Annotated in this window: 17 protein-coding genes and 1 other annotated feature; of the genes, 12 read left to right on the plus strand and 5 right to left on the minus strand. The window is 38.3% G+C overall.

The features are described 5' to 3' along the window. Positions 1–2 precede the first annotated feature (2 nt). From ACRX5O_RS17085 to ACRX5O_RS17100, 4 genes are all read left to right on the plus strand, one after another. Positions 3–1,061, plus strand: coding sequence for an LLM class flavin-dependent oxidoreductase (locus ACRX5O_RS17085; RefSeq protein WP_433907035.1), 1,059 nt, complete (start codon positions 3–5; stop codon positions 1,059–1,061). Positions 1,062–1,317: 256 nt separating this feature from the next. After that, on the plus strand, positions 1,318–1,764 hold the full coding sequence (locus tag ACRX5O_RS17090; protein WP_433907036.1) for a DUF6376 family protein: 447 nt from the start codon (positions 1,318–1,320) through the stop codon (positions 1,762–1,764). A gap of 91 nt (positions 1,765–1,855) precedes the next feature. Then, positions 1,856–2,077, plus strand: a binding site (T-box leader). 49 nt (positions 2,078–2,126) lie between these two features. Further along, the gene (argS, locus tag ACRX5O_RS17095) at positions 2,127–3,809 is read left to right on the plus strand and encodes an arginine--tRNA ligase (RefSeq protein ID WP_433907037.1); all 1,683 of its coding nucleotides are present in this window, start codon (positions 2,127–2,129) and stop codon (positions 3,807–3,809) included. A gap of 346 nt (positions 3,810–4,155) precedes the next feature. Continuing rightward, positions 4,156–5,754, plus strand: a complete 1,599-nt coding sequence (locus tag ACRX5O_RS17100) for an aspartate:alanine exchanger family transporter (protein ID WP_433907038.1) — start codon at positions 4,156–4,158, stop codon at positions 5,752–5,754. Between the two features lie 48 nt (positions 5,755–5,802). Here the strand turns inward: ACRX5O_RS17100 and ACRX5O_RS17105 are convergent, their stop codons facing one another. Together ACRX5O_RS17105 and ACRX5O_RS17110 are read right to left on the minus strand one after the other, a co-directional pair. Further along, on the minus strand, positions 5,803–6,180 hold the full coding sequence (locus ACRX5O_RS17105) for an avidin-fold protein (RefSeq protein WP_433907039.1): 378 nt from the start codon (positions 6,178–6,180) through the stop codon (positions 5,803–5,805). After that, the gene (locus tag ACRX5O_RS17110) at positions 6,177–6,332 is read right to left on the minus strand and encodes a hypothetical protein (RefSeq protein WP_433907040.1); all 156 of its coding nucleotides are present in this window, start codon (positions 6,330–6,332) and stop codon (positions 6,177–6,179) included. The genes ACRX5O_RS17105 and ACRX5O_RS17110 overlap by 4 nt, the downstream gene beginning before the upstream one ends. A gap of 165 nt (positions 6,333–6,497) precedes the next feature. Here ACRX5O_RS17110 and ACRX5O_RS17115 point away from each other — a divergent pair, with 165 nt between their 5' ends. After that, positions 6,498–7,460 (plus strand): LacI family DNA-binding transcriptional regulator, encoded by a 963-nt coding sequence (locus ACRX5O_RS17115; RefSeq protein ID WP_433907041.1) that lies wholly within the window; start codon positions 6,498–6,500, stop codon positions 7,458–7,460. Positions 7,461–7,523: 63 nt separating this feature from the next. Beyond that, complete coding sequence (locus ACRX5O_RS17120; protein ID WP_433907042.1) at positions 7,524–8,336, plus strand: alpha/beta fold hydrolase; 813 nt, start codon at positions 7,524–7,526, stop codon at positions 8,334–8,336. A gap of 125 nt (positions 8,337–8,461) precedes the next feature. Here the strand turns inward: ACRX5O_RS17120 and ACRX5O_RS17125 are convergent, their stop codons facing one another. Next, complete coding sequence (locus ACRX5O_RS17125) at positions 8,462–8,602, minus strand: hypothetical protein (RefSeq protein WP_391558530.1); 141 nt, start codon at positions 8,600–8,602, stop codon at positions 8,462–8,464. A 335-nt stretch (positions 8,603–8,937) separates the two neighbouring features. Here ACRX5O_RS17125 and ACRX5O_RS17130 point away from each other — a divergent pair, with 335 nt between their 5' ends. Together ACRX5O_RS17130 and ACRX5O_RS17135 are read left to right on the plus strand one after the other, a co-directional pair. Beyond that, on the plus strand, positions 8,938–10,020 hold the full coding sequence (locus tag ACRX5O_RS17130; protein WP_433907066.1) for a GGDEF domain-containing protein: 1,083 nt from the start codon (positions 8,938–8,940) through the stop codon (positions 10,018–10,020). A gap of 204 nt (positions 10,021–10,224) precedes the next feature. Beyond that, positions 10,225–11,094: a cation diffusion facilitator family transporter gene (locus tag ACRX5O_RS17135; protein WP_433907043.1), complete on the plus strand. Its 870-nt coding sequence runs from the start codon at positions 10,225–10,227 to the stop codon at positions 11,092–11,094. Positions 11,095–11,117: 23 nt separating this feature from the next. Here ACRX5O_RS17135 and ACRX5O_RS17140 read toward each other — a convergent pair whose 3' ends face one another. Then, positions 11,118–12,977 carry a beta/alpha barrel domain-containing protein gene (locus ACRX5O_RS17140; protein ID WP_433907044.1) on the minus strand — a complete coding sequence of 620 codons (1,860 nt, stop codon included), beginning with the start codon at positions 12,975–12,977 and terminating at the stop codon, positions 11,118–11,120. A 235-nt stretch (positions 12,978–13,212) separates the two neighbouring features. On the opposite strand from ACRX5O_RS17140, the gene ACRX5O_RS17145 reads away from it, so the two are divergent. The 4 genes from ACRX5O_RS17145 to ACRX5O_RS17160 all read left to right on the plus strand — a co-directional run bounded on the left by ACRX5O_RS17145 (position 13,213) and on the right by ACRX5O_RS17160 (position 17,001). Further along, the gene (locus ACRX5O_RS17145) at positions 13,213–14,451 is read left to right on the plus strand and encodes an ATP-binding protein (RefSeq protein WP_433907045.1); all 1,239 of its coding nucleotides are present in this window, start codon (positions 13,213–13,215) and stop codon (positions 14,449–14,451) included. A 55-nt stretch (positions 14,452–14,506) separates the two neighbouring features. Then, positions 14,507–14,962, plus strand: coding sequence for a 2-thiouracil desulfurase family protein (locus ACRX5O_RS17150; RefSeq protein WP_433907046.1), 456 nt, complete (start codon positions 14,507–14,509; stop codon positions 14,960–14,962). 175 nt (positions 14,963–15,137) lie between these two features. Further along, a complete protein-coding gene (locus ACRX5O_RS17155; protein WP_433907047.1) occupies positions 15,138–16,058 on the plus strand; it encodes an ABC transporter ATP-binding protein in 921 nt (306 codons plus the stop codon). Beyond that, on the plus strand, positions 16,051–17,001 hold the full coding sequence (locus tag ACRX5O_RS17160) for an ABC transporter permease (protein WP_433907048.1): 951 nt from the start codon (positions 16,051–16,053) through the stop codon (positions 16,999–17,001). Before ACRX5O_RS17155 ends, ACRX5O_RS17160 begins: the two co-directional genes overlap by 8 nt. A 25-nt stretch (positions 17,002–17,026) precedes the next feature. On the opposite strand, the gene ACRX5O_RS17165 is transcribed toward ACRX5O_RS17160, so the two are convergent. After that, positions 17,027–18,106, minus strand: a complete 1,080-nt coding sequence (locus tag ACRX5O_RS17165) for a thermonuclease family protein (RefSeq protein WP_433907049.1) — start codon at positions 18,104–18,106, stop codon at positions 17,027–17,029. Positions 18,107–18,125 lie beyond the last annotated feature (19 nt).

Consider the following 18,125-nt stretch of genomic DNA (forward strand, 5'->3'; position numbering starts at 1 on the left):
TATTGGAAATAGGTGTAAGTACATTTGTAGAAACAACACCGGATGTAGTGACGGGTGAGGTAGTTAGTCATGCACAACGGATCCGCGAAGTGGTGGAAGAAATCGTTCTAGCTGATCAAGTCGGTTTAGATGTGTTTGGGGTAGGGGAGCATCATAGAGAAGATTTTGCTGCTTCTTCTCCAGCAGTAGTATTAGCGGCTGCCGCTTCACAAACAAAACGTATTCGTCTTACGAGTGCGGTTACCGTTCTATCATCTGCTGATCCTGTTCGTGTGTTTCAAGATTTTGCGACCCTTGATGCAGTCTCAAATGGCCGAGCTGAAATTATGGCAGGACGAGGATCATTTATTGAGTCATTTCCATTGTTCGGGTACGATTTAGCGGATTATGATGAATTGTTTGAAGAGAAGTTGGATTTATTACTGAAGATTAGGGAGTCTGAGATTGTTACTTGGTCGGGTAACCATCGACCGGCCATTCATCAAAAAGGAGTGTATCCACGTCCGGTCCAACATCCACTTCCGGTATGGATAGGAAGTGGTGGGAATTCCGAATCGGTCATCCGTGCTGGAATTCTTGGCCTTCCACTCGTATTAGCGATTATTGGAGGAAGACCCGTACAATTTGCTCCACTTGCTGAGCTTTATAAAAAGGCAGCTGCTCATGCCGGTCATGATGTATCAAAGCTAACGGTAGCTTCTCACTCTCATGGATTTATTGCAGAAGAAACGGAACTAGCTGCAGACAAGTTTTTCCCATCAACCCAACAGGTCATGAATGTACTTGGTCAAGAGCGCGGTTGGGGGCATTATGGTCGTGCTAGCTTTGATGCGGCACGTAGCTTTGAAGGTGCTTTGTACGTAGGAGATTCAAAGACAGTGGCAGAAAAAATCATTCATTTACGAAAAAATGTAGGGATTACACGTTTTATGCTTCACGTACCGGTTGGGTCTATGCCTCATGAAGATGTAATGAAGGCAATAGAATTACTAGGCAGGGAAGTGGCTCCAATTGTGAAGGAAGAAGTTGCAAAATGGGAAGCGTCTTTGGGTAACAAGTAATGCCAAATCATTTGACTTCTTGGCTTGCTTACGCGTATGATTGTTAGAAAGATAATTAATAATCAAAGGGGAGTAGCTATAACAGTAAAGTCGTCACTACGAGATGAAAATCTCCGGCTTTGTTGGGCAATCTTTGTTGCTAGCGAGACCTTTGCCAATGTTTTGGTAAAGGTCTGCCCCTTTTCGTAAGATCATTACCACGTAGGTAGTGATCTTTCTTATTTTTCAAGAATAAAAATATATGGAGGAAAGAAGAATGAAGAGAAAGTGGATGGCAGTAATATTAACGGCGGTTATAGCATTAAGTGGTTGTTCGTTCTTGGAAGAAGTGAACGGAACACTTAACTATGTAAATCAAGCAACAGAATATGTCAATGAAGCGACGGAGTTTGCTAACGAAGTACCAGCTATGGCCGAGCAAGCAATTTCAGATACACAAGCATTGGCAGAATTAGAAACAAGATTACTAGATATGAAACAAGAGATTGAAGCATTTAGTGAGCTTGAAGCTCCGAGTATTGCGGAGGAGCTCCACCAACAAGTTATTGAGCAGAACGACAAGGCATTAGAAGGGATAAATGTATTTTTATCAAGTATTGAAAACGGGGAACTGGATCCTGCTTTGTTGGAAAATACCGAATTATTTACAACCATACAAGAGTTAACGGAGCTTTCTGATCAAATTCAGCAGCTTGGAGAATAAAGAGATAATACAGTCGAACACCACAGCATAGGAAAGTAATTTTTCTTTTTTGTAGATTTTTTTAAAAAAGTGTATATAATAGTCTTAATATTAAAAATTGATGATAAAGAGAGTAGTCATTTTGGAAGGTGAAGCGAGTCGGGAACGGTGGAAGCCTGATACGGTACAAATGATGAAGCGCACTTTGGAGATACTTTCTCGAATAGAGTAGAGAAAGTCGGGGAGGAACCTCGTTAAAAATGGATAGTGGTTTTTACGATAATGTAAAAACAATTGGAGTGGTACCGCGGGATCATAAGCTCTCGCCTCTTTTTGAATGGAAAAAGAGGTGGGAGCTTTTTTTATTTGGGAGGGAGAATAAAATGAAGGAAAAAGAAGTGTTGATTGATTTGATACTGGATTTAGTGGAAGGAAGTTTAGTGAAGAACCAGATTGAAAAAATGATCGAGATTCCAAAGTATACACATATGGGAGATCTTGCTTTTCCTTGTTTTGAGTTAGCAAAAATTTATCGGAAATCCCCACATTTGATTGCTCGAGACTTTGCTATTCAAATACATTCCTCGCTATTTGAAAATGTGGAAGCCGTTGGAGGATATGTGAATGTTTTTTTAAATAAGCAACAAGTTACGTCAAGAGTGATAAATACCGTCCTTACTCAGAAGGAGCAATACGGTGATTTAAAAATTGGACAAAACGAAATCATTACACTAGACTTTTCCTCACCAAATATTGCGAAACCATTCTCCATGGGGCATTTACGCTCAACGGTGATCGGAAATGCTTTATCATTGATTTGTGAGAAATGTGGGTATCAGACAGTGAGAATCAATCATATAGGTGATTGGGGAACACAATTTGGGAAACTGATGGTTGCGTATAAAATGTGGGGAAACGATGAGGAAATTAAGAAAAACCCTATAAAAGAGCTCCTAAAACTGTATATAAAATTCCATAAGGAAGAGGAAGCCAATCCACTTTTAAGCAACGAGGCAAGAGAATGGTTTAAAAAGCTAGAGGATGGAGATGCAGTAGCCATCGGGCTATGGCAGTGGTTTCGAGAAGAATCATTAAAGGAGTTTTCAAAGATTTATCAACTGCTGGGAATAGAGTTTGATTCCTATAACGGGGAAGCATTTTATAACGTTAAAATGGAGAGAGTGGTTCAGATTCTTGAGGATAAGGGACTTTTGAAAGAGTCAGAAGGAGCACATGTCGTTGAACTTGGACATATGCCTCCTTGCTTAATAAAGAAGAGTGATGGTACCACATTATACGCAACTCGTGACTTGGCAGCTGCACTTTATCGCCAAGAAACGTATCAGTTTTCAAAAGCGTTGTATATCGTTGGAAATGAACAGAGTCTACACTTTCAGCAGCTTTTTCATGTGTTACGTAAAATGGGGTATGATTGGCAGAATGGAATGGTTCATATTCCGTTTGGGATGATGTTAAAAGACGGAAAGAAAATGTCGACTCGTAAAGGAAAAGTCGTATTGTTAGAAACTGTATTAGAAGAGGCAATTAATATGGCGGAAAAAGCGATAGAAGATAGAAATCCATCTCTTCAGAAAAAAGAGGAAGTGGCAGTTCAAGTGGGAACAGGTGCTGTCATTTTTCATGATTTGGTTCATTATCGATTACATGATATCGAGTTTTCTTTAGACGATATGCTTCGATTTGAAGGGGAAACAGGACCATATATTCAGTATACTCACGCTCGTGCGTCATCTTTACTAAAAAAAGGGAATTTTACCATTAATGACGAGGAGGTTGAATTCATTGATGAGAAGGCGTGGCCGATCATTGTATTATTAAATTCCTTCTCGGATACGATCAATCGTTCTTTGGAAGCATACGACCCTTCTCAAATAGCAAAATATTTAATTGACCTATCACAATCATTTAATAAATACTATGCAACCGTACGGATTTTGGATCAATTAGAACAAAGACAGAACCGATTGTCTATCGTTTTCGCTGTAAAAACCGTATTAAAAGAAGGGCTCCGTCTTCTTGGAATAAAGGCTCCAGAAGAAATGTAAAAGAAAAGGTAAGCGTTATCGCTTACCTTTTTTTCTCAATGGGATAATAGATACTGCTTATGCTTTACTAAAGACAGGCATCCTTAAGATTGATACTAGCATAAAGCTGAGTTTATCTAGCTTGTATAAAATCTTTAAAATCATCATAAAGGAGCGGATTAGCATATTCAAAGTATCACCCTCCACATTGAATTGTGTTGTTTTTCAACACGTTATTAGTTTGGTTTAATAATTAAAGCGTATTCATTAAGGCAATCTAGTGAATTAATGAAGTAAGCTCTTTTTTTTGAATTCGAAAAGAATATAATGGAGAAAAATGTTGCTGTCACTCATGGAGGAATGTGTCGTGGATTGGGTTGTGGCGTTATTAAAGGAACCACTGCTATTATTATTTGTTATCTTATTTTTAGGGTCCGTTCTCGGACAAATGGAGATTAGAGGGTTAAGTCTAGGCTCTTCAGGAGTTCTTCTTGTGGCCATGTTTTTTGGTCATTGGGGCTATGATATTCCTCATACTGTTCAGAATCTCGGGTTAAGCTTATTTATTGTCGCGATTGGTCTACAGGCAGGACCACGCTTTTTCCGGATGATGAGATCAAGTGGAATGATCTTTGGGTTTATTGGGTTAATTATTGTATTTGTCGCAGCGATTACAACTGTAGTGGTTGCGAAGGTGTTTGATTTATCACCTGCACTTAGTATAGGAATTATGACAGGAGCATTGACGAGTACTCCTGGTCTTGCAGCTGCCTTACATGCTACAAATGATCCGCTCGCATCGGTTGGCTATGGGATTGCTTATCCATTTGGTGTATTAGCAGTGGTGCTTTTTGTTCAATTATTGCCTAAAGTACTAAAAGTGGATATGGAAAAGGACCTGAATGAATCGAGTGGTCCTGTTAGAAATGAAGAATCTCCTGAAGTGACAACTATCGAGGTCATGGATCCAAATATAAATAAAAAAACGTTAAAAGAGTTACGTTTTAACCAATATGGTTCTGTAGTCATCAGTCGAGTGATTCGAGGAGACAGAAATATTATTGCTTTAAATGATACGGTTATCTTGAATGGAGATCGATTGGTTGCAGTTGGATTAAGGGAAGACTTAAATCGAATTATTGAAGATGTAGGAAAAGAGGTTTCTACGAATTTAAAGAATCATGACCACGTAAAGATACGTAAAGTAACGGTTGATTCGGAAGAGATCATTGGTAAAAATATAAAAGAACTAGAGCTAAGAAGGAAATATGGAGTAACGGTTACAAGAATTGAACGTGGAGGATTCGAGTATAACCAAAGTGCAAGATGGCCGCTCGAAAGAGGAGATATTTTAACGTTGGTTAGTAGTGAAGACCGTTTAAACGATGCGGAAAAGCTATTTACTAGAAAGACTCTAGTAGTAACGAATATCCATATCCTATCGCTAAGCTTAATTTTATTGATTGGAATTGCGGTAGGAATGATTCCTATTCATCTTCCAGGGCTAGGTACCATTACACTAGGTGTTGCAGGGGGACCACTTTTTATCGCCTTGTTTATTGGGCATTTTGGAAAAATTGGCCCGATTCGAGCTCGATTTTTTCAACCTTCTAATCAAGTGATCCGTGATATTGGACTCGTTTTATTTTTAGCTGGAGCCGGAACAACTGCTGGTCAAGGGTTAGTTGAGGTAATTCAGGAAGAGGGGTTCCGCCTGGTGTTTGGTGGGGCATTAATCACAGTTATTCCGATGATTGTAGGCTTCTTTTTATCAAGAAAGGTATTTAAGATGAGTGTTATCCATTCTCTCGGAGCGTTATGTGGGGGCATGACTAGTACACCTGGTTTAGGGGCGGTGAATCAACAAATCGATTCAGATGATGCATCGATTGCCTATGCTGCTGCTTATCCATTTGCCCTAATCTTTGTCGCAATTATTTCGCAGGTACTCATTTTTTTCCTTTAAATTAATAGGAACAAAGCTTAGGGTTGGTGACCTAAGCTTTGTTTCATTTTAACATGACTTCTTTTTTCTCCATGCTATCTGATTCTGAAGTGACACTTTTTCAAGTTTAAAGGAACACTCAAATGTTTCTTGTGCGTTCGTTACGGAATAAACTCCTTTAAGACTAGTTCCTGTTTTCCCACACGATTTGAGTGTGCCAACGCCACCGTATACTTGGTCATCAAACAGTTGATAATTTAGGGAATATTCTAGGATACCCTGTCTATTAATTAACCCAACTAACTCTCCATTTTTAATGCTCTCACCTTTCATACTTGCATGAATGAGTCGGTCGTATTGTTTAAAAGAAAAAATCGTTCCACTAGGGAATAATGGTGTAGCGTCAATGGTTGTGCAAATAAATAATTTATTGTTGTAATCACTCATTCTTCTCCATCCCCCAACTGTTTTCTGCTATAGTCAATAAAATAATCATCAAATGTACGAATCGGCACTACAAGAATGGTAGTTCCCTCAGCCTTAATCGTTAAATAAGCGAAAAAATAAATGGCGAAGCATAGTGCAATTAGCCCTAACATCGTACTTCCCCCTTTTTTGTGTATGGAGAAAAGGTAAAAGATGATAAGATTACTAGTAAGATATACCATTATAATGAAAATCCTTTTCTCCCTGTTTATTACATTTTTAGCATAAATGGTGAAACGCGTTTCAGAGCAAGAAAAAGTTTTTTAAAGGGTGAGTGTATGGCAAATATTCGAGAAATAGCAAAAATGGCAGGTGTTTCTGTTACGACTGTCTCCCGTGTATTAAATGAACACCCATATGTGAGTGAAGAGAAAAAGGCAGCAGTACAACAAGCAATGGAGAAAGTGAATTATCAGCGTAATATCAATGCTGTTCACTTAAGTAAAGGGAAGACGTATTTGATAGGAGTAGTTATTCCTTTCTCGAATTCTCCTTATTTCGGATTTTTAGTAGAAGGAATTGCAAATGAAGCTGTTAAAAATAATTACAAGCTCGTTCTTTTTCAAACAAACTATGAGTTGAATAGAGAAATAGAAGCATTAAATATGCTTAAACAAAAACAGATCGATGCCTTAATCATTTGTTCAAGGATTAGTAGCTGGGAAGTAATCGATGAGTATAAATCATATGGGCCGATTATTTTATGTGAAGAAGTAGAAGATAAAATCGTGTCTTCAACTTATATTGATCATTATAAAAGCTTCTCGATTGCTTTAAATTATTTACATCAAAAGGGCCACCATCGAATCGGCTATTGCATCGGGAGAAAATCAGGAACGAATAGTGAAATGCGAGAGGCCGCTTATAAGAATTTCCTTTTGGAAAACGGGCATCCATTTTTACAGGATTATATTTTTTATGATAGCTTTCGTTTTGAAGATGGGGAGGGAATCGTCGCCCGTTTAAAAGAAATGATCTCTCCCCCTACCGCTTTATTGGTTACAAGTGATCAAGTAGCTGCAGGAATTATTACTTGTGCGAGAGAACTAGGAATACTTGTTCCTCATGAGTTAGCTATTATGGGTTTTGATAATCAACCAATTGCAAAAATTATGAATATCACCACACTTGAAATTCCTCTAGTTGAGGTTGGAAGAAAACTATTTATTCAAGCGATGCAGTACCCAACGATCTTTCAAGAAGAAATTGAAGTGAAGTTAATCGAGCGGTTAACGGTGTAGTTCATATTAAAATGTCTCATGAATATAGTCTACAGAAAAGACTTTAAGCATGGGGGGATTGGCGTGGGGTACTATGTAAAAGTGGAACCTGGTGTATCTGTTTATGTGGAGGATCTAAATCCAAAGAGTGAAAAAGCTATTCTGTTTCTTCATGGCTGGCCGGCCAATCACAAAATGTTTGAGTATCAATTGAACCAGCTCCCACAACAAGGCTATCGCTGTATTGGATTGGATGTAAGAGGATTCGGAAAATCGGATAAACCTTTTGCCGGGTATGATTATAACCGGTTGGCAGATGACGTAAGAGCAGTGGTGGATGCTTTACAATTAAGTAATATTACTCTTGTTGGTCACTCAACAGGCGGTTCGATTGCAGTAAGATACATGGCTCGTCATGATGGGTATGGAGTGTCAAAGCTAGTACTACTGGCTACGGCGGCGCCTAGTCTCATTGAGAGGCCATATTTTCCATATGGATTAAAAAGGGAAGCTGTCCTTGAAATAATTAAAGGGACATTTACCGATCGTCCCAAAATGCTTGAAGACTTTGGGGAAATGTTTTTTTATCAATCAGTCTCGGAACCATTTTCTTCGTGGTTTTTTCAATTAGGATTAGAAGCGGCGAGTTGGTCAACAGCTGCGGTTGCTAACTCTTGGCTATACGAAGAACAGTTATTTTTTGATCTCGGAACCATTCGAGTGCCAACACTGATTCTTCACGGAATTCATGACCAAGTTTGTCTCTTTCCACTCGCCCATGCGCAAAAACAAAGCATCCCTAACTCCAGGTTGATTCCGTTTGATCACAGTGGTCACGGACTGTTTTGGGAAGAGCGCGAGAAGGTTAATCGCGAAATAGTGGCGTTTGTGGGATGAGGGGACAAAGTGGTTGCTTGGTTCCTTTGGCTTCCAGGTATTAGTTGGGATGTGGGAATCAAAAGTTTTATCATAAACCAAATGACCCCACACCTAACTAGAAATAGAAGGGTGTGGGGTTTGTTTTACATCCCGGATTTAGGGTTTGTATTGAATTTGCCGTTTTTGTTTTCTTTTTCATGCCCGTGCATTTGATCGCCGCCGTTACCCTTCTCTTTTACAATTTTTCCACCTAGTTTAACATTTGGGTTATCTTTTTCAGTCATGATTTTTCACCTCCATCATCTTTACTATCCAAAAAGGGGGCGGATTCTATTCAAATAAGGAAAACTTTTATTATCAAGAAACGGAATCAAAGATAAAGATGGGCGAATTGTTACTTTTCCGCTTGAAACCAAATATGACAGGGGTCGAGTGTCCACCTGAGACGGACAGAACACCTCGAACTGTCTACGAAGGGTGACAGACACTGTAACCAAACCATAAAAAAAACAATAAATACTAGTGAAGTTTAGGTTTAACTTTATGGTAGAAAAGTAGTGTTTCATATTTTGTAATGATGAAAAATATGATATGTTACTTTATGGTGATAAAATTGTTGATGATTAAAGATTTGTTTACGAATTTAGCTATTGTTGTATCTTTACTATTCCTATACTCACATATCTTTTCGAAGAGCCCTCTAACAAAAAACTCCTCCTTCATGAGAAAAATTTTGTTGGGTGTAGTTGGTGGGTTGTTTTCTAATATTCTCATGCAATACAGCATTCGAATAGATACAACAATAGTTGATCTAAGACATATTCCGATTATTTTGCTCGCGTTTTTTGGTGGTTCTTTGCCGGCTTTCATTGGGATGGTATTAGTCATTATAGGTCGTTTTTTAATTGGCGTGAATACCTCTGCGTATGCATCTGTCATATTTATGGTTCTTATTACTTTATTTTCTATTTTGATTTCTTCACAAAGGATATCCAAGAAAAACAAGGTAATATGGATGCTTACGTTTTCCAATATTATTTTTACCTTTATGATCATTTATTTAGTAAATAACCTTTCTTTACTAGTCAAATTGATCCCCCTATATTGGATCATTTCATATATAGCAGGTTTTCTTTCTTTCTATATTCTAGATTTTATTAGAAAAAGTCAGTTTTTACTGGAAAAATATAAATCGGAGTCTACAACGGATGGATTAACGGGGTTAAATAATGTTCGGAAATTTGATGAAGTATTTAACTCATTGCTTAATGAATTGAATAAAAGTATTCAAAGTTTGTCTCTTCTTTATATTGATATTGATTTCTTTAAAAAAATAAATGATTCGTATGGTCACTCGGAAGGGGACCTGGTTTTAAAGCGACTAGGAACGTTATTAACCGAAGGTACGAGGAACTTTGACATCGTTAGCCGGAATGGAGGAGAGGAGTTTACCGTCCTTCTCCCGGACACTTCTGTCGCAAGAGCAATGGATATTGCGGAGCATATCAGAAAAACGGTTGAAAATACGGAGTTTTCCTTATCAGGCGGTGGAGTGATAAAGGTAACTGTATCCGTTGGGGTCGCATCTTATAAAGATACAACGGAGAACCCAAGCATGCTAATAGAGGATGCGGATAAAGCTTTGTATGTAGCGAAAAAAACTGGACGCAACAAAGTTTGTTGCCATAATTCAATAGATTAAATACCTTGAGCTCGTGAAAAGTTTGTCTCGGGCCTTTTTTATGTTAAAATTTACTTCTTCTTATGTAGTACCGGAAATTTTACCAAGAGAAACAATTTTGGATATTCAACATTTATATAAAGAGATGAAAAAAGGTTGCTGTAGACCCACCCAACTTTCGATTGTTATTCTATTAAAGGAGGTTTTGGGCTCGGAGGTGTGAATATGGACAAAGAAAGATATGAACAGTTAAGGCTAGGCGAGCGTGGGGCAATGATCAGTATCGCTGCTTATATTTGCCTTTCTATAATCAAATTACTTATTGGATTTTCTGCCCAGTCTGAGGCGTTAAAGGCGGATGGGTTTAATAACTTGACAGATATAATTGCTTCAATCGCTGTATGGATAGGTTTAAGAATGTCTCAAAAACCACCAGATGAAGATCATCCATATGGTCATTGGAAGGCGGAGAATATTGCGTCTTTGGTTGCTTCTTTTATTATGGTGGCAGTTGGATTAAACGTATTACATAAAGCGATTGTTTCAATTTTCTCAGATGAATTGGTGATTCCAGACATGCTAGCCGCGTGGACCGGACTTCTATGTGCAGTCGTCATGTATTTTGTCTATCGGTATAATAAAGCGCTTTCGGAGAGAGTGAAAAGCCAATCTGTACTAGCGGCAGCTAAGGATAATCTATCAGATGCATGGGTGAGTATAGGCGCAGCAATCGGAATAATAGGTTCACAATTTCATTTGCCTTTTCTTGATCCATTAGCAGCTATTATCGTGGGGCTTCTAATATGTAAAACTGCCTATGATATTTTTTATGATTCTTCTCATCAATTAACAGATGGATTTGATGAACAGTTAATTGAGGAATACAAGAAAAGCATTTTAAATACTACTGGAGTAGCTGACATTAAGGATATTCGCGCAAGAAATTACGGAAATAACACAGTCGTTGATATTATTATTGTAGTAAACGAAAACTTAAGTATCCGAACAGCACATGATATCTCTAGTAAAGTAGAAGAAAAGCTAATTAGTGAATATGATGTATACAATGTACATGTCCACGTTGAACCAAGCTAAGATAGGAAGAGGGTGCCCAAATGTCATACATTAGGGACACCCTCTTTTTTACATAAATAGTCTTTTGAGCATATGATTCCTACTAAAAATAAAAATAGCGCAAAATAGGCAGGAAGCAAGTGAAGAAACGTGGTATAGCCGATGACAAAATGGGTAGCAATGCCAGAGATGAATGCAGGTGTTCCTCCAGCTAAAAAGGTAACCCAAACCCATCTGTCTCCTTCATGAAAGCCCCAGAGTGAAAGCATTAGAACGAGTAAACCGACACTTAGCAAAGCACTGCCAAACCCAGCTCGATCATGGGCAATGACAGGTATGAGTTTATTCGTAATGGATTCAAGCTGTTCAGGTGTCATACAAATATACACAAGGTCAGTTGCAACAAATACATTTGTGGCACCAATGATAGAAATTAACAGTCCCCCGATTACAAAGGATACCCCCAGAATCACAAAAGAAAGCTGTCCCCATAAACTTCTCCTCCAGGCACGATGATTTGTTAAATTCCGAGAGTAAGAGGTTTCCCGAATATATTTTGTGTTTCGAAATCCTATAAAGAAGAAAGGAAACAGGAAAAGCCATAACAACCCATGTAGCCAATCAAAATACCCGTAACCGATAAATAAGAGAATACCAATAAAACCAGTAATTCCCCCAATATTAATTGCACGTTTGGCCCAATGATAACCTTTCCTTACACCATGCTTTGCCAGTTGCATATATAAAAAACCACCTGATATCATCGTACCAGCTAAGGTCATTCGATCATGAGTCATGAAGGAAAGAATTCTTGGATTGATTATTTGCAGTTGTTCACGAGTTAGTTGGATAAAAGCTTCGTCGTATGGAAGCATAACAACCGTCATACTGATCAGTAAGGTAATCACTCCTGCGATTAACATGATAAGACCGAAAAGCCAGTACGAAAGCCAACCAATATTCGAAGGAGGATTGAATTCTTCTTTTATTAATCCTTCATTTATGCGTTTTGGTAAGCCAGGTCCAGCTAACACATACCCACCTGTAACCATAACCAAATCCGCTCCAGATTCAAAAAAGGCAAAAGCGTCCTGTGGTTCGTATATGCCACCAGAAATGATTACAGGAAAGCCTCTTGGAGTGTTCTTTTTTATCTTCTGAAGCACTTCTAGCATCATTGGAAAAGAATGTTGAGGATATTCTCGATACTCTCCATTATCCTGTGACGCTTCTTCAATAATAATCCCGTCAATCCATTGCTTCTTAACAAAAGCAGAAATTGGAAATTCCGAACATAAATGAGCAGGAATAGAAAGCAGGATTGGTTTTGATGAAGAGACCATCCTTAATTGTTTCCACTGCTCCTCGTGAAAAGAGTTCTCAAAGATAAAAATATCACCATACGGTATCAAACTTTTAAGAAGATACTCACAATCTTGAAAGCTACTACTTTTCGATATCCGGAAAAGTATTGGTTTTCTTGAAGTACCTAGTGCTCCTATTTTAACAATCGTTTCTCTCAATCCAATCGATTCATCCACAACCGGGAAGAGGATGTTTTGACTTTTACGGTCATATGTAGCAGCAACATTCGGATGCTGAGCTTCCAATGTTACAGGTCCAATTTCAATAAAACCAAAGCCAAGATTGGAAAAGGCCTTTGTCCCAGAAAGCTGTGGATCAATTCGACCACTTAAACCAACAGGGTTAGAAAATGAGAGTCCAAATAGCGTTTTTTGAAGAGAGAATGATGGTTTCATATGTCCCAAAAACTCAATTAGAAAAGGACCACCAGGAAGATTTGCAATTATATTCATGCCTTTATGGATGAATTCACGCCCCGTGGTTCCTGGCATTCGGAATAATAGTGATTTGAAGAGAGGATGGTAAGACCAATCTGGCATAGTATCACTTCCAATTTACGGTAGTTAGTTATATTATATCATTAACTAAGGTTTGAATAAGAAGGAACTAAAGAATCAGGGGTACATGGTGAAGAGAAAAAAATGAAACTAAGGTTGTTGAAAGGGTAGAGCTGTTGGAATTTTTTACCATAAAAAATTTTCAAAGAATTCAATTTTCCCCAATAATTTCTATGATATGATAACAGTAAAAAAATCTATTTATAGAGGCAAACTTATGAAAATCTGGGGTCAAATCACTTTTGTATTTTTCACATTAGGAATAACCACTTACCATAATTTCTCTCATGGAGAGAGCGTCTTCACCATCGAGCTCCTCTTCTATGGGGCACTAGCATGGGCCCTTGGAAGGCAGTACGACAAGGCGAAGTATTATGAAAGGATTGCTAGATTAAGTGAGAAGAGTTATAAGAATTTATTAGATTCTCTGCCTAGTGCTATTATTATCCATAAAGATCAGCGGGTCATTTACGTAAATGATCTGGCGGTCACCATGTTTCGTGCTCCTAATCGAGAAGCATTAATAGGTAAACCAACTTTAGAACTCGTTACTCCTAAGTATGCAGATCAATTGAAAAAGAGGACAAAAGCTGCATCAAGTGGAATTAAACCTTTGAAAAGCGTTGAATACAAGTTGAAACGACAAGATGGAACTACGATGGATTTTGAGGTGTCATCACTAAAAATTATTTTTGAAGGAGTAGAGGCTGTTCTTTCTATCGGTAAGGATATTACGGAGAAGAATGAGCAGACAGATCAATTACTACAAAAATCAGAAAAACTCGCCCTTTTGGGACAAATGGCAGCGGGGATTGCTCATGAAATTCGGAACCCTTTAACGTCCATTCGTGGGTTCGTTCAATTGTTTAAAGGGGATCAAGACCAAAATGTGTATTATGATATTGTTCTATCAGAATTAGATCGAATCAATGGTATTGTAGGAGAGTTTTTATTTCTCTCGAAACCTACCACGACAGCGATGCAGGAGCATGACGTAAAAAAGCTGATAAGTGATGTTGTAACATTAATTCAAACTCAAACAATCCTTAGCAATATCCAAATAGGTATGGAATATGAAAGTAATCTCCCATATGTTTATTGTGATGAAAATCAGTTAAAGCAAGTATTTCTAAATATACTTAAGAATGCTACTGAGGCGATGCCAAATGGAGGAACCATTGACTTAAAGGTTAAAAAGGATAAAGAAAAAGTAGTGCTCATTCAAATTTCTGATCAAGGTGTGGGTATACCGAAAGAACGGATCCCGAAGCTCGGTGAACCTTTTTACACAACAAAGGAAAAGGGGACAGGGCTAGGTTTAATGACTTGTTATAAGATTATCGATAACCATCAAGGACAACTTCAAATTGAAAGTGAAGTAAATAAAGGGACTACAGTTCAAATTATCTTACCTTCTGCAAGTGATGTATTAAAAGAAACGGGCACAAGCTTTTAAATGTTCAAGATAACGTTATAACCTGTCATATAAAAGTAGAGTCTTGGGGTGGAATATGATTGTCGTTAGTGCGTGTTTAGCAGGATTGCCAGTTCGATATAATGGGCTTAGCTCCTTAGAAGAAAAAATACATAAACTAGTAAGTGAAAAGAAAGCCATCACTGCATGCCCTGAATTGCTAGGCGGGCTTGAAACTCCCAGGGAGCCAGCCGAAATTGTTGATGGTACTGGAGAAGATGTGCTGGATGGAAAGGCTAAGGTCTTAGATTGCAAGGGAAAGGACGTGACGGAGGCTTTTGTTGAAGGGGCCTATGAAACACTTGATGTTATCAGAAAAATTCAAGCAACAGTAGTCGTATTAAAAGAGAACAGTCCATCATGTGGAAGCGGGAAAATCTATGATGGTACCTTTACAGGTGAAAAAGTAGAAGGGCACGGTGTAACAGCAGCTTTGTTGATCAGAAATGGAGTGCGAGTCATTTCGGAGACGCAGTTTCTAAAAGAATATTAGTGGATGAAAGAAGTGCAAGGTTACTCCTGCGCTTTTTTTTATGCATGTTAAAAACCAAGTTCTTCCCTTTTTACGTCTAAAGTCTTAGTTAAAACTACTGCGGGGGCTCGTGTGCTCTCCTTCTTTTTCCAAGTATGATAAAAACAGATCATATGAGATGGAAGGTGTTACGTAGATGACAGGTATCGTTCAGTTACAAAATGTGACGAAGACTATTAAAGGGAAAACAATTATTGACTCTCTAAGCTTTGAAGTCAATAAAGGGGAGGTGTTTGGTTTTCTTGGACCAAACGGTGCTGGAAAAACGACCACAATCCGTATGATGGTTGGGTTAATCGGGATGACCTCAGGTGATATAAAAATCGGAGGCCATAGCATCCAATCTAATTTTGAGCAAGCGGTGAGTCAAGTAGGCGCTATTGTTGAGAATCCTGAGATGTACAAATTTTTAACAGGCTATGAAAATCTTATCCATTTTGCAAGATTGTCCAATCACGTCAATAAAGAGAAGATAGATGAGGTCGTTAAGCTCGTTAACTTATCCGATCGAATCCATGACAAAGTTAAGAATTATTCACTTGGGATGCGTCAAAGATTAGGAGTTGCACAGGCGCTGTTACATGAACCAGAAGTATTAATACTTGATGAGCCAACAAATGGACTTGATCCTGCAGGAATTCGCGAAATGAGAGACCATCTTAAAATGCTAACTAGAGAAAAGGGATTAGCCGTAATCGTTTCTAGTCACTTGCTTTCTGAGATGGAGATGATGTGCGATCGAATTGCGATCCTTCAAAAGGGGAAGCTTGTTGACGTACAAACCATTCAAGATTTTAAAAATGGTGTTGACCAGGTCACTGAATTTGACGTTGCTCCAATTGAAAAAGCTCTAGCCATTTTTCAATCAATGGGTATTCCGGCACGAAGAGGTGAAACAGGATTTACTTGTAGTATTACGAAAGAGGAGATTCCTTCTGTTGTAAATAGATTAGCCAGCGAAAATATAGACATATTTGGAATAAAGGAAGTAACCAAATCATTAGAGGAACGTTTCCTTGAAGTAACAGAAGAAAGAGAGGTATCCCTCCATGCTTAAGTTATTACAAAATGAGTGGATGAAAATTATTAAACGTCCAGGAACATTTGTGATGATGGGTCTTTTATTAGTAACCATTGTCCTTATGGGTGGAATCATTAAATACGAGAATCAAGATGTGAAGTTAAATCCGAACTGGCAGCAGGAAATCCAAACTACTATTGCTGAACAGAAGAAAAGTCTTGCACAGATGGAGAATGCCGCACAGGGGCAAAGAAAATATTTGGAGAAAAGTATTGCCATTAATGAATATCATTTGGATCATAATCTCGCTCCGAATGGGGAATATGCTATATGGAGCTTTGTTCAAGATGCATCAAGTTTAATACAACTAGCAGGATTATTTACAATTATTGTAGCAGCGGGAATCGTGGCGTCTGAATTTAACTGGGGCACAATCAAATTGCTTCTTATTCGACCAACCAGCAGAGCAAAAATCCTTTTAGCAAAATATACGACTGTAATTTCTTTTGCACTATTTATGCTGACTTTACTATTTGCCTTTTCCACTCTAGTCGGTTGGATCGCATTTGGAATGCCAGAACACGCAACACCTTATTTAAATTACTTTGATGGCAAAGTAACGGAAGAATCGATGATTTTTCACCTGATTAAATTTTATGGATTAAACTCGATTAGCATGATTATGCTTTCGACCATGGCTTTTATGATTTCTGCAGTATTCAGAAACAGCTCGCTAGCTATCGGATTATCGATCTTTCTTATGTTTACCGGGGCTCAATTTACGAATTTAATTGCCATGAAGTTTGAGTGGGCAAAGTATATTTTGTTTGCGAACACAGATCTTATGCAGTATTTTGAAGGAACGCCATTAGTAGAGGGAATGACATTAATTTTTTCTGTTCTTATGCTTGTCGCTTATTTTGTCCTTTTTCATAGTTTAGCCTTTTTCGTTTTCAAGAAAAGAGACGTGGCTGCATAGAGAAAATGACCACCATTTTGGGTGGTCATTTTCTTATCTTAATAAATCGAATTACTTCAACGATTAGGATAACTAGCACTAAGAAAAATAAAGCAGTATATATGGGGAATAGCAACAAGGCATTGACCCAAAGGTTTTTTGTCCACATTTTATGAATAAGAAGGGGTTCAATATCACTTTTCCTGCTGAAACGTGGGAACATAAAAAAGAGAAATACAGTTGCTAAAGCAAAGACCCCTATTCCTGTGGAACCATTGTTTTGCTCTCTTTCAATCGGTTGTGCTTGCTCTAAATTCTCCTCAGTGGAAGAGTCTTTCTTTTCCGAACTGGTAGTTGCCACTACTTCCATAGAAGCAACCTCTTGAATATTCTCTGCTTCTTTATTTACGGAGTACAATCCAACACCATTGGCTTTGGCTTCTAGCATTGCTGATTCTATGCGGTCTTCGTACTTATAGGTACCATAATCGTAAAAATCCTCGACTAAGCCAGCCTTCGTAATTTCCTCCTGGTGAAGCTTGCCATCAACAAACACCCAAGCTAACAAACGGTCATATTTGTCATAAAGGGAAGGTCCATCGGTTTCAATGGTTATTTGTCCTTTTTGTAACAAGGAACACGAGTAGTCGCTTGCTTCTTTTCCGTAAGGTTCCTGTTTGTTCGTGCTTTCAGGTGTATCAATGTATAGAAGTCTGGTTTTATAGGAAGATCCGTTAATTGAAAATGTAGCAGTGTCACCGTCTGTACATTTTTCTAATGTGGCATTGTACGTCTTCCCTAATTCCAATGGGATATTTGTTGAAGTCGCTGTGGAAGCAACTGCACTTTTTGAAAAAGTATACCCTTCAAGGTCCACTTTGCTTTCGGTTAATCCACTCGCACATGAGTTACTATTATGCTTTTTAATTAAAGTGATGAGCTCTGTCATACTGGTGGCGCTTTTAGCAAGATCCGTTGGCTCATGTAATAAGTACACGCAATCAGCTCTTCGGAAATGTCCGCCAAGCTCATCTGTTGATCCGTTATGCGCCAATGCCTGGAAAGGAAGGATGGACATAAGTACAAGGGTAATCATGATGGTAATAATCGGGGTCTTTCTAGTCAATAACGTTACCTCCTAAATC

The organism is Robertmurraya mesotrionivorans, assembly GCF_050971805.1.
In the GTDB taxonomy this organism is placed as follows: Bacteria; Bacillota; Bacilli; order Bacillales; family Cytobacillaceae; genus Robertmurraya_A.

Excerpts from the sequence above, each read along its gene's own strand:
- ACRX5O_RS17135 (WP_433907043.1), top strand. The coding sequence starts at position 10,225 with ATGGACAAAGAAAGATATGAACAGTTAAGGCTAGGCGAGCGTGGGGCA.
- ACRX5O_RS17145 (WP_433907045.1), top strand. The coding sequence starts at position 13,213 with ATGAAAATCTGGGGTCAAATCACTTTTGTATTTTTCACATTAGGAATA.
- ACRX5O_RS17130 (WP_433907066.1), top strand. The coding sequence starts at position 8,938 with ATGATTAAAGATTTGTTTACGAATTTAGCTATTGTTGTATCTTTACTA.
- ACRX5O_RS17125 (WP_391558530.1), bottom strand. The coding sequence starts at position 8,602 with ATGACTGAAAAAGATAACCCAAATGTTAAACTAGGTGGAAAAATTGTA.
- ACRX5O_RS17150 (WP_433907046.1), top strand. The coding sequence starts at position 14,507 with ATGATTGTCGTTAGTGCGTGTTTAGCAGGATTGCCAGTTCGATATAAT.
- ACRX5O_RS17140 (WP_433907044.1), bottom strand. The coding sequence starts at position 12,977 with ATGCCAGATTGGTCTTACCATCCTCTCTTCAAATCACTATTATTCCGA.
- ACRX5O_RS17155 (WP_433907047.1), top strand. The coding sequence starts at position 15,138 with ATGACAGGTATCGTTCAGTTACAAAATGTGACGAAGACTATTAAAGGG.
- ACRX5O_RS17115 (WP_433907041.1), top strand. The coding sequence starts at position 6,498 with ATGGCAAATATTCGAGAAATAGCAAAAATGGCAGGTGTTTCTGTTACG.
- ACRX5O_RS17160 (WP_433907048.1), top strand. The coding sequence starts at position 16,051 with ATGCTTAAGTTATTACAAAATGAGTGGATGAAAATTATTAAACGTCCA.
- ACRX5O_RS17090 (WP_433907036.1), top strand. The coding sequence starts at position 1,318 with ATGAAGAGAAAGTGGATGGCAGTAATATTAACGGCGGTTATAGCATTA.
- ACRX5O_RS17105 (WP_433907039.1), bottom strand. The coding sequence starts at position 6,180 with ATGAGTGATTACAACAATAAATTATTTATTTGCACAACCATTGACGCT.
- ACRX5O_RS17110 (WP_433907040.1), bottom strand. The coding sequence starts at position 6,332 with ATGTTAGGGCTAATTGCACTATGCTTCGCCATTTATTTTTTCGCTTAT.
- argS (WP_433907037.1), top strand. The coding sequence starts at position 2,127 with ATGAAGGAAAAAGAAGTGTTGATTGATTTGATACTGGATTTAGTGGAA.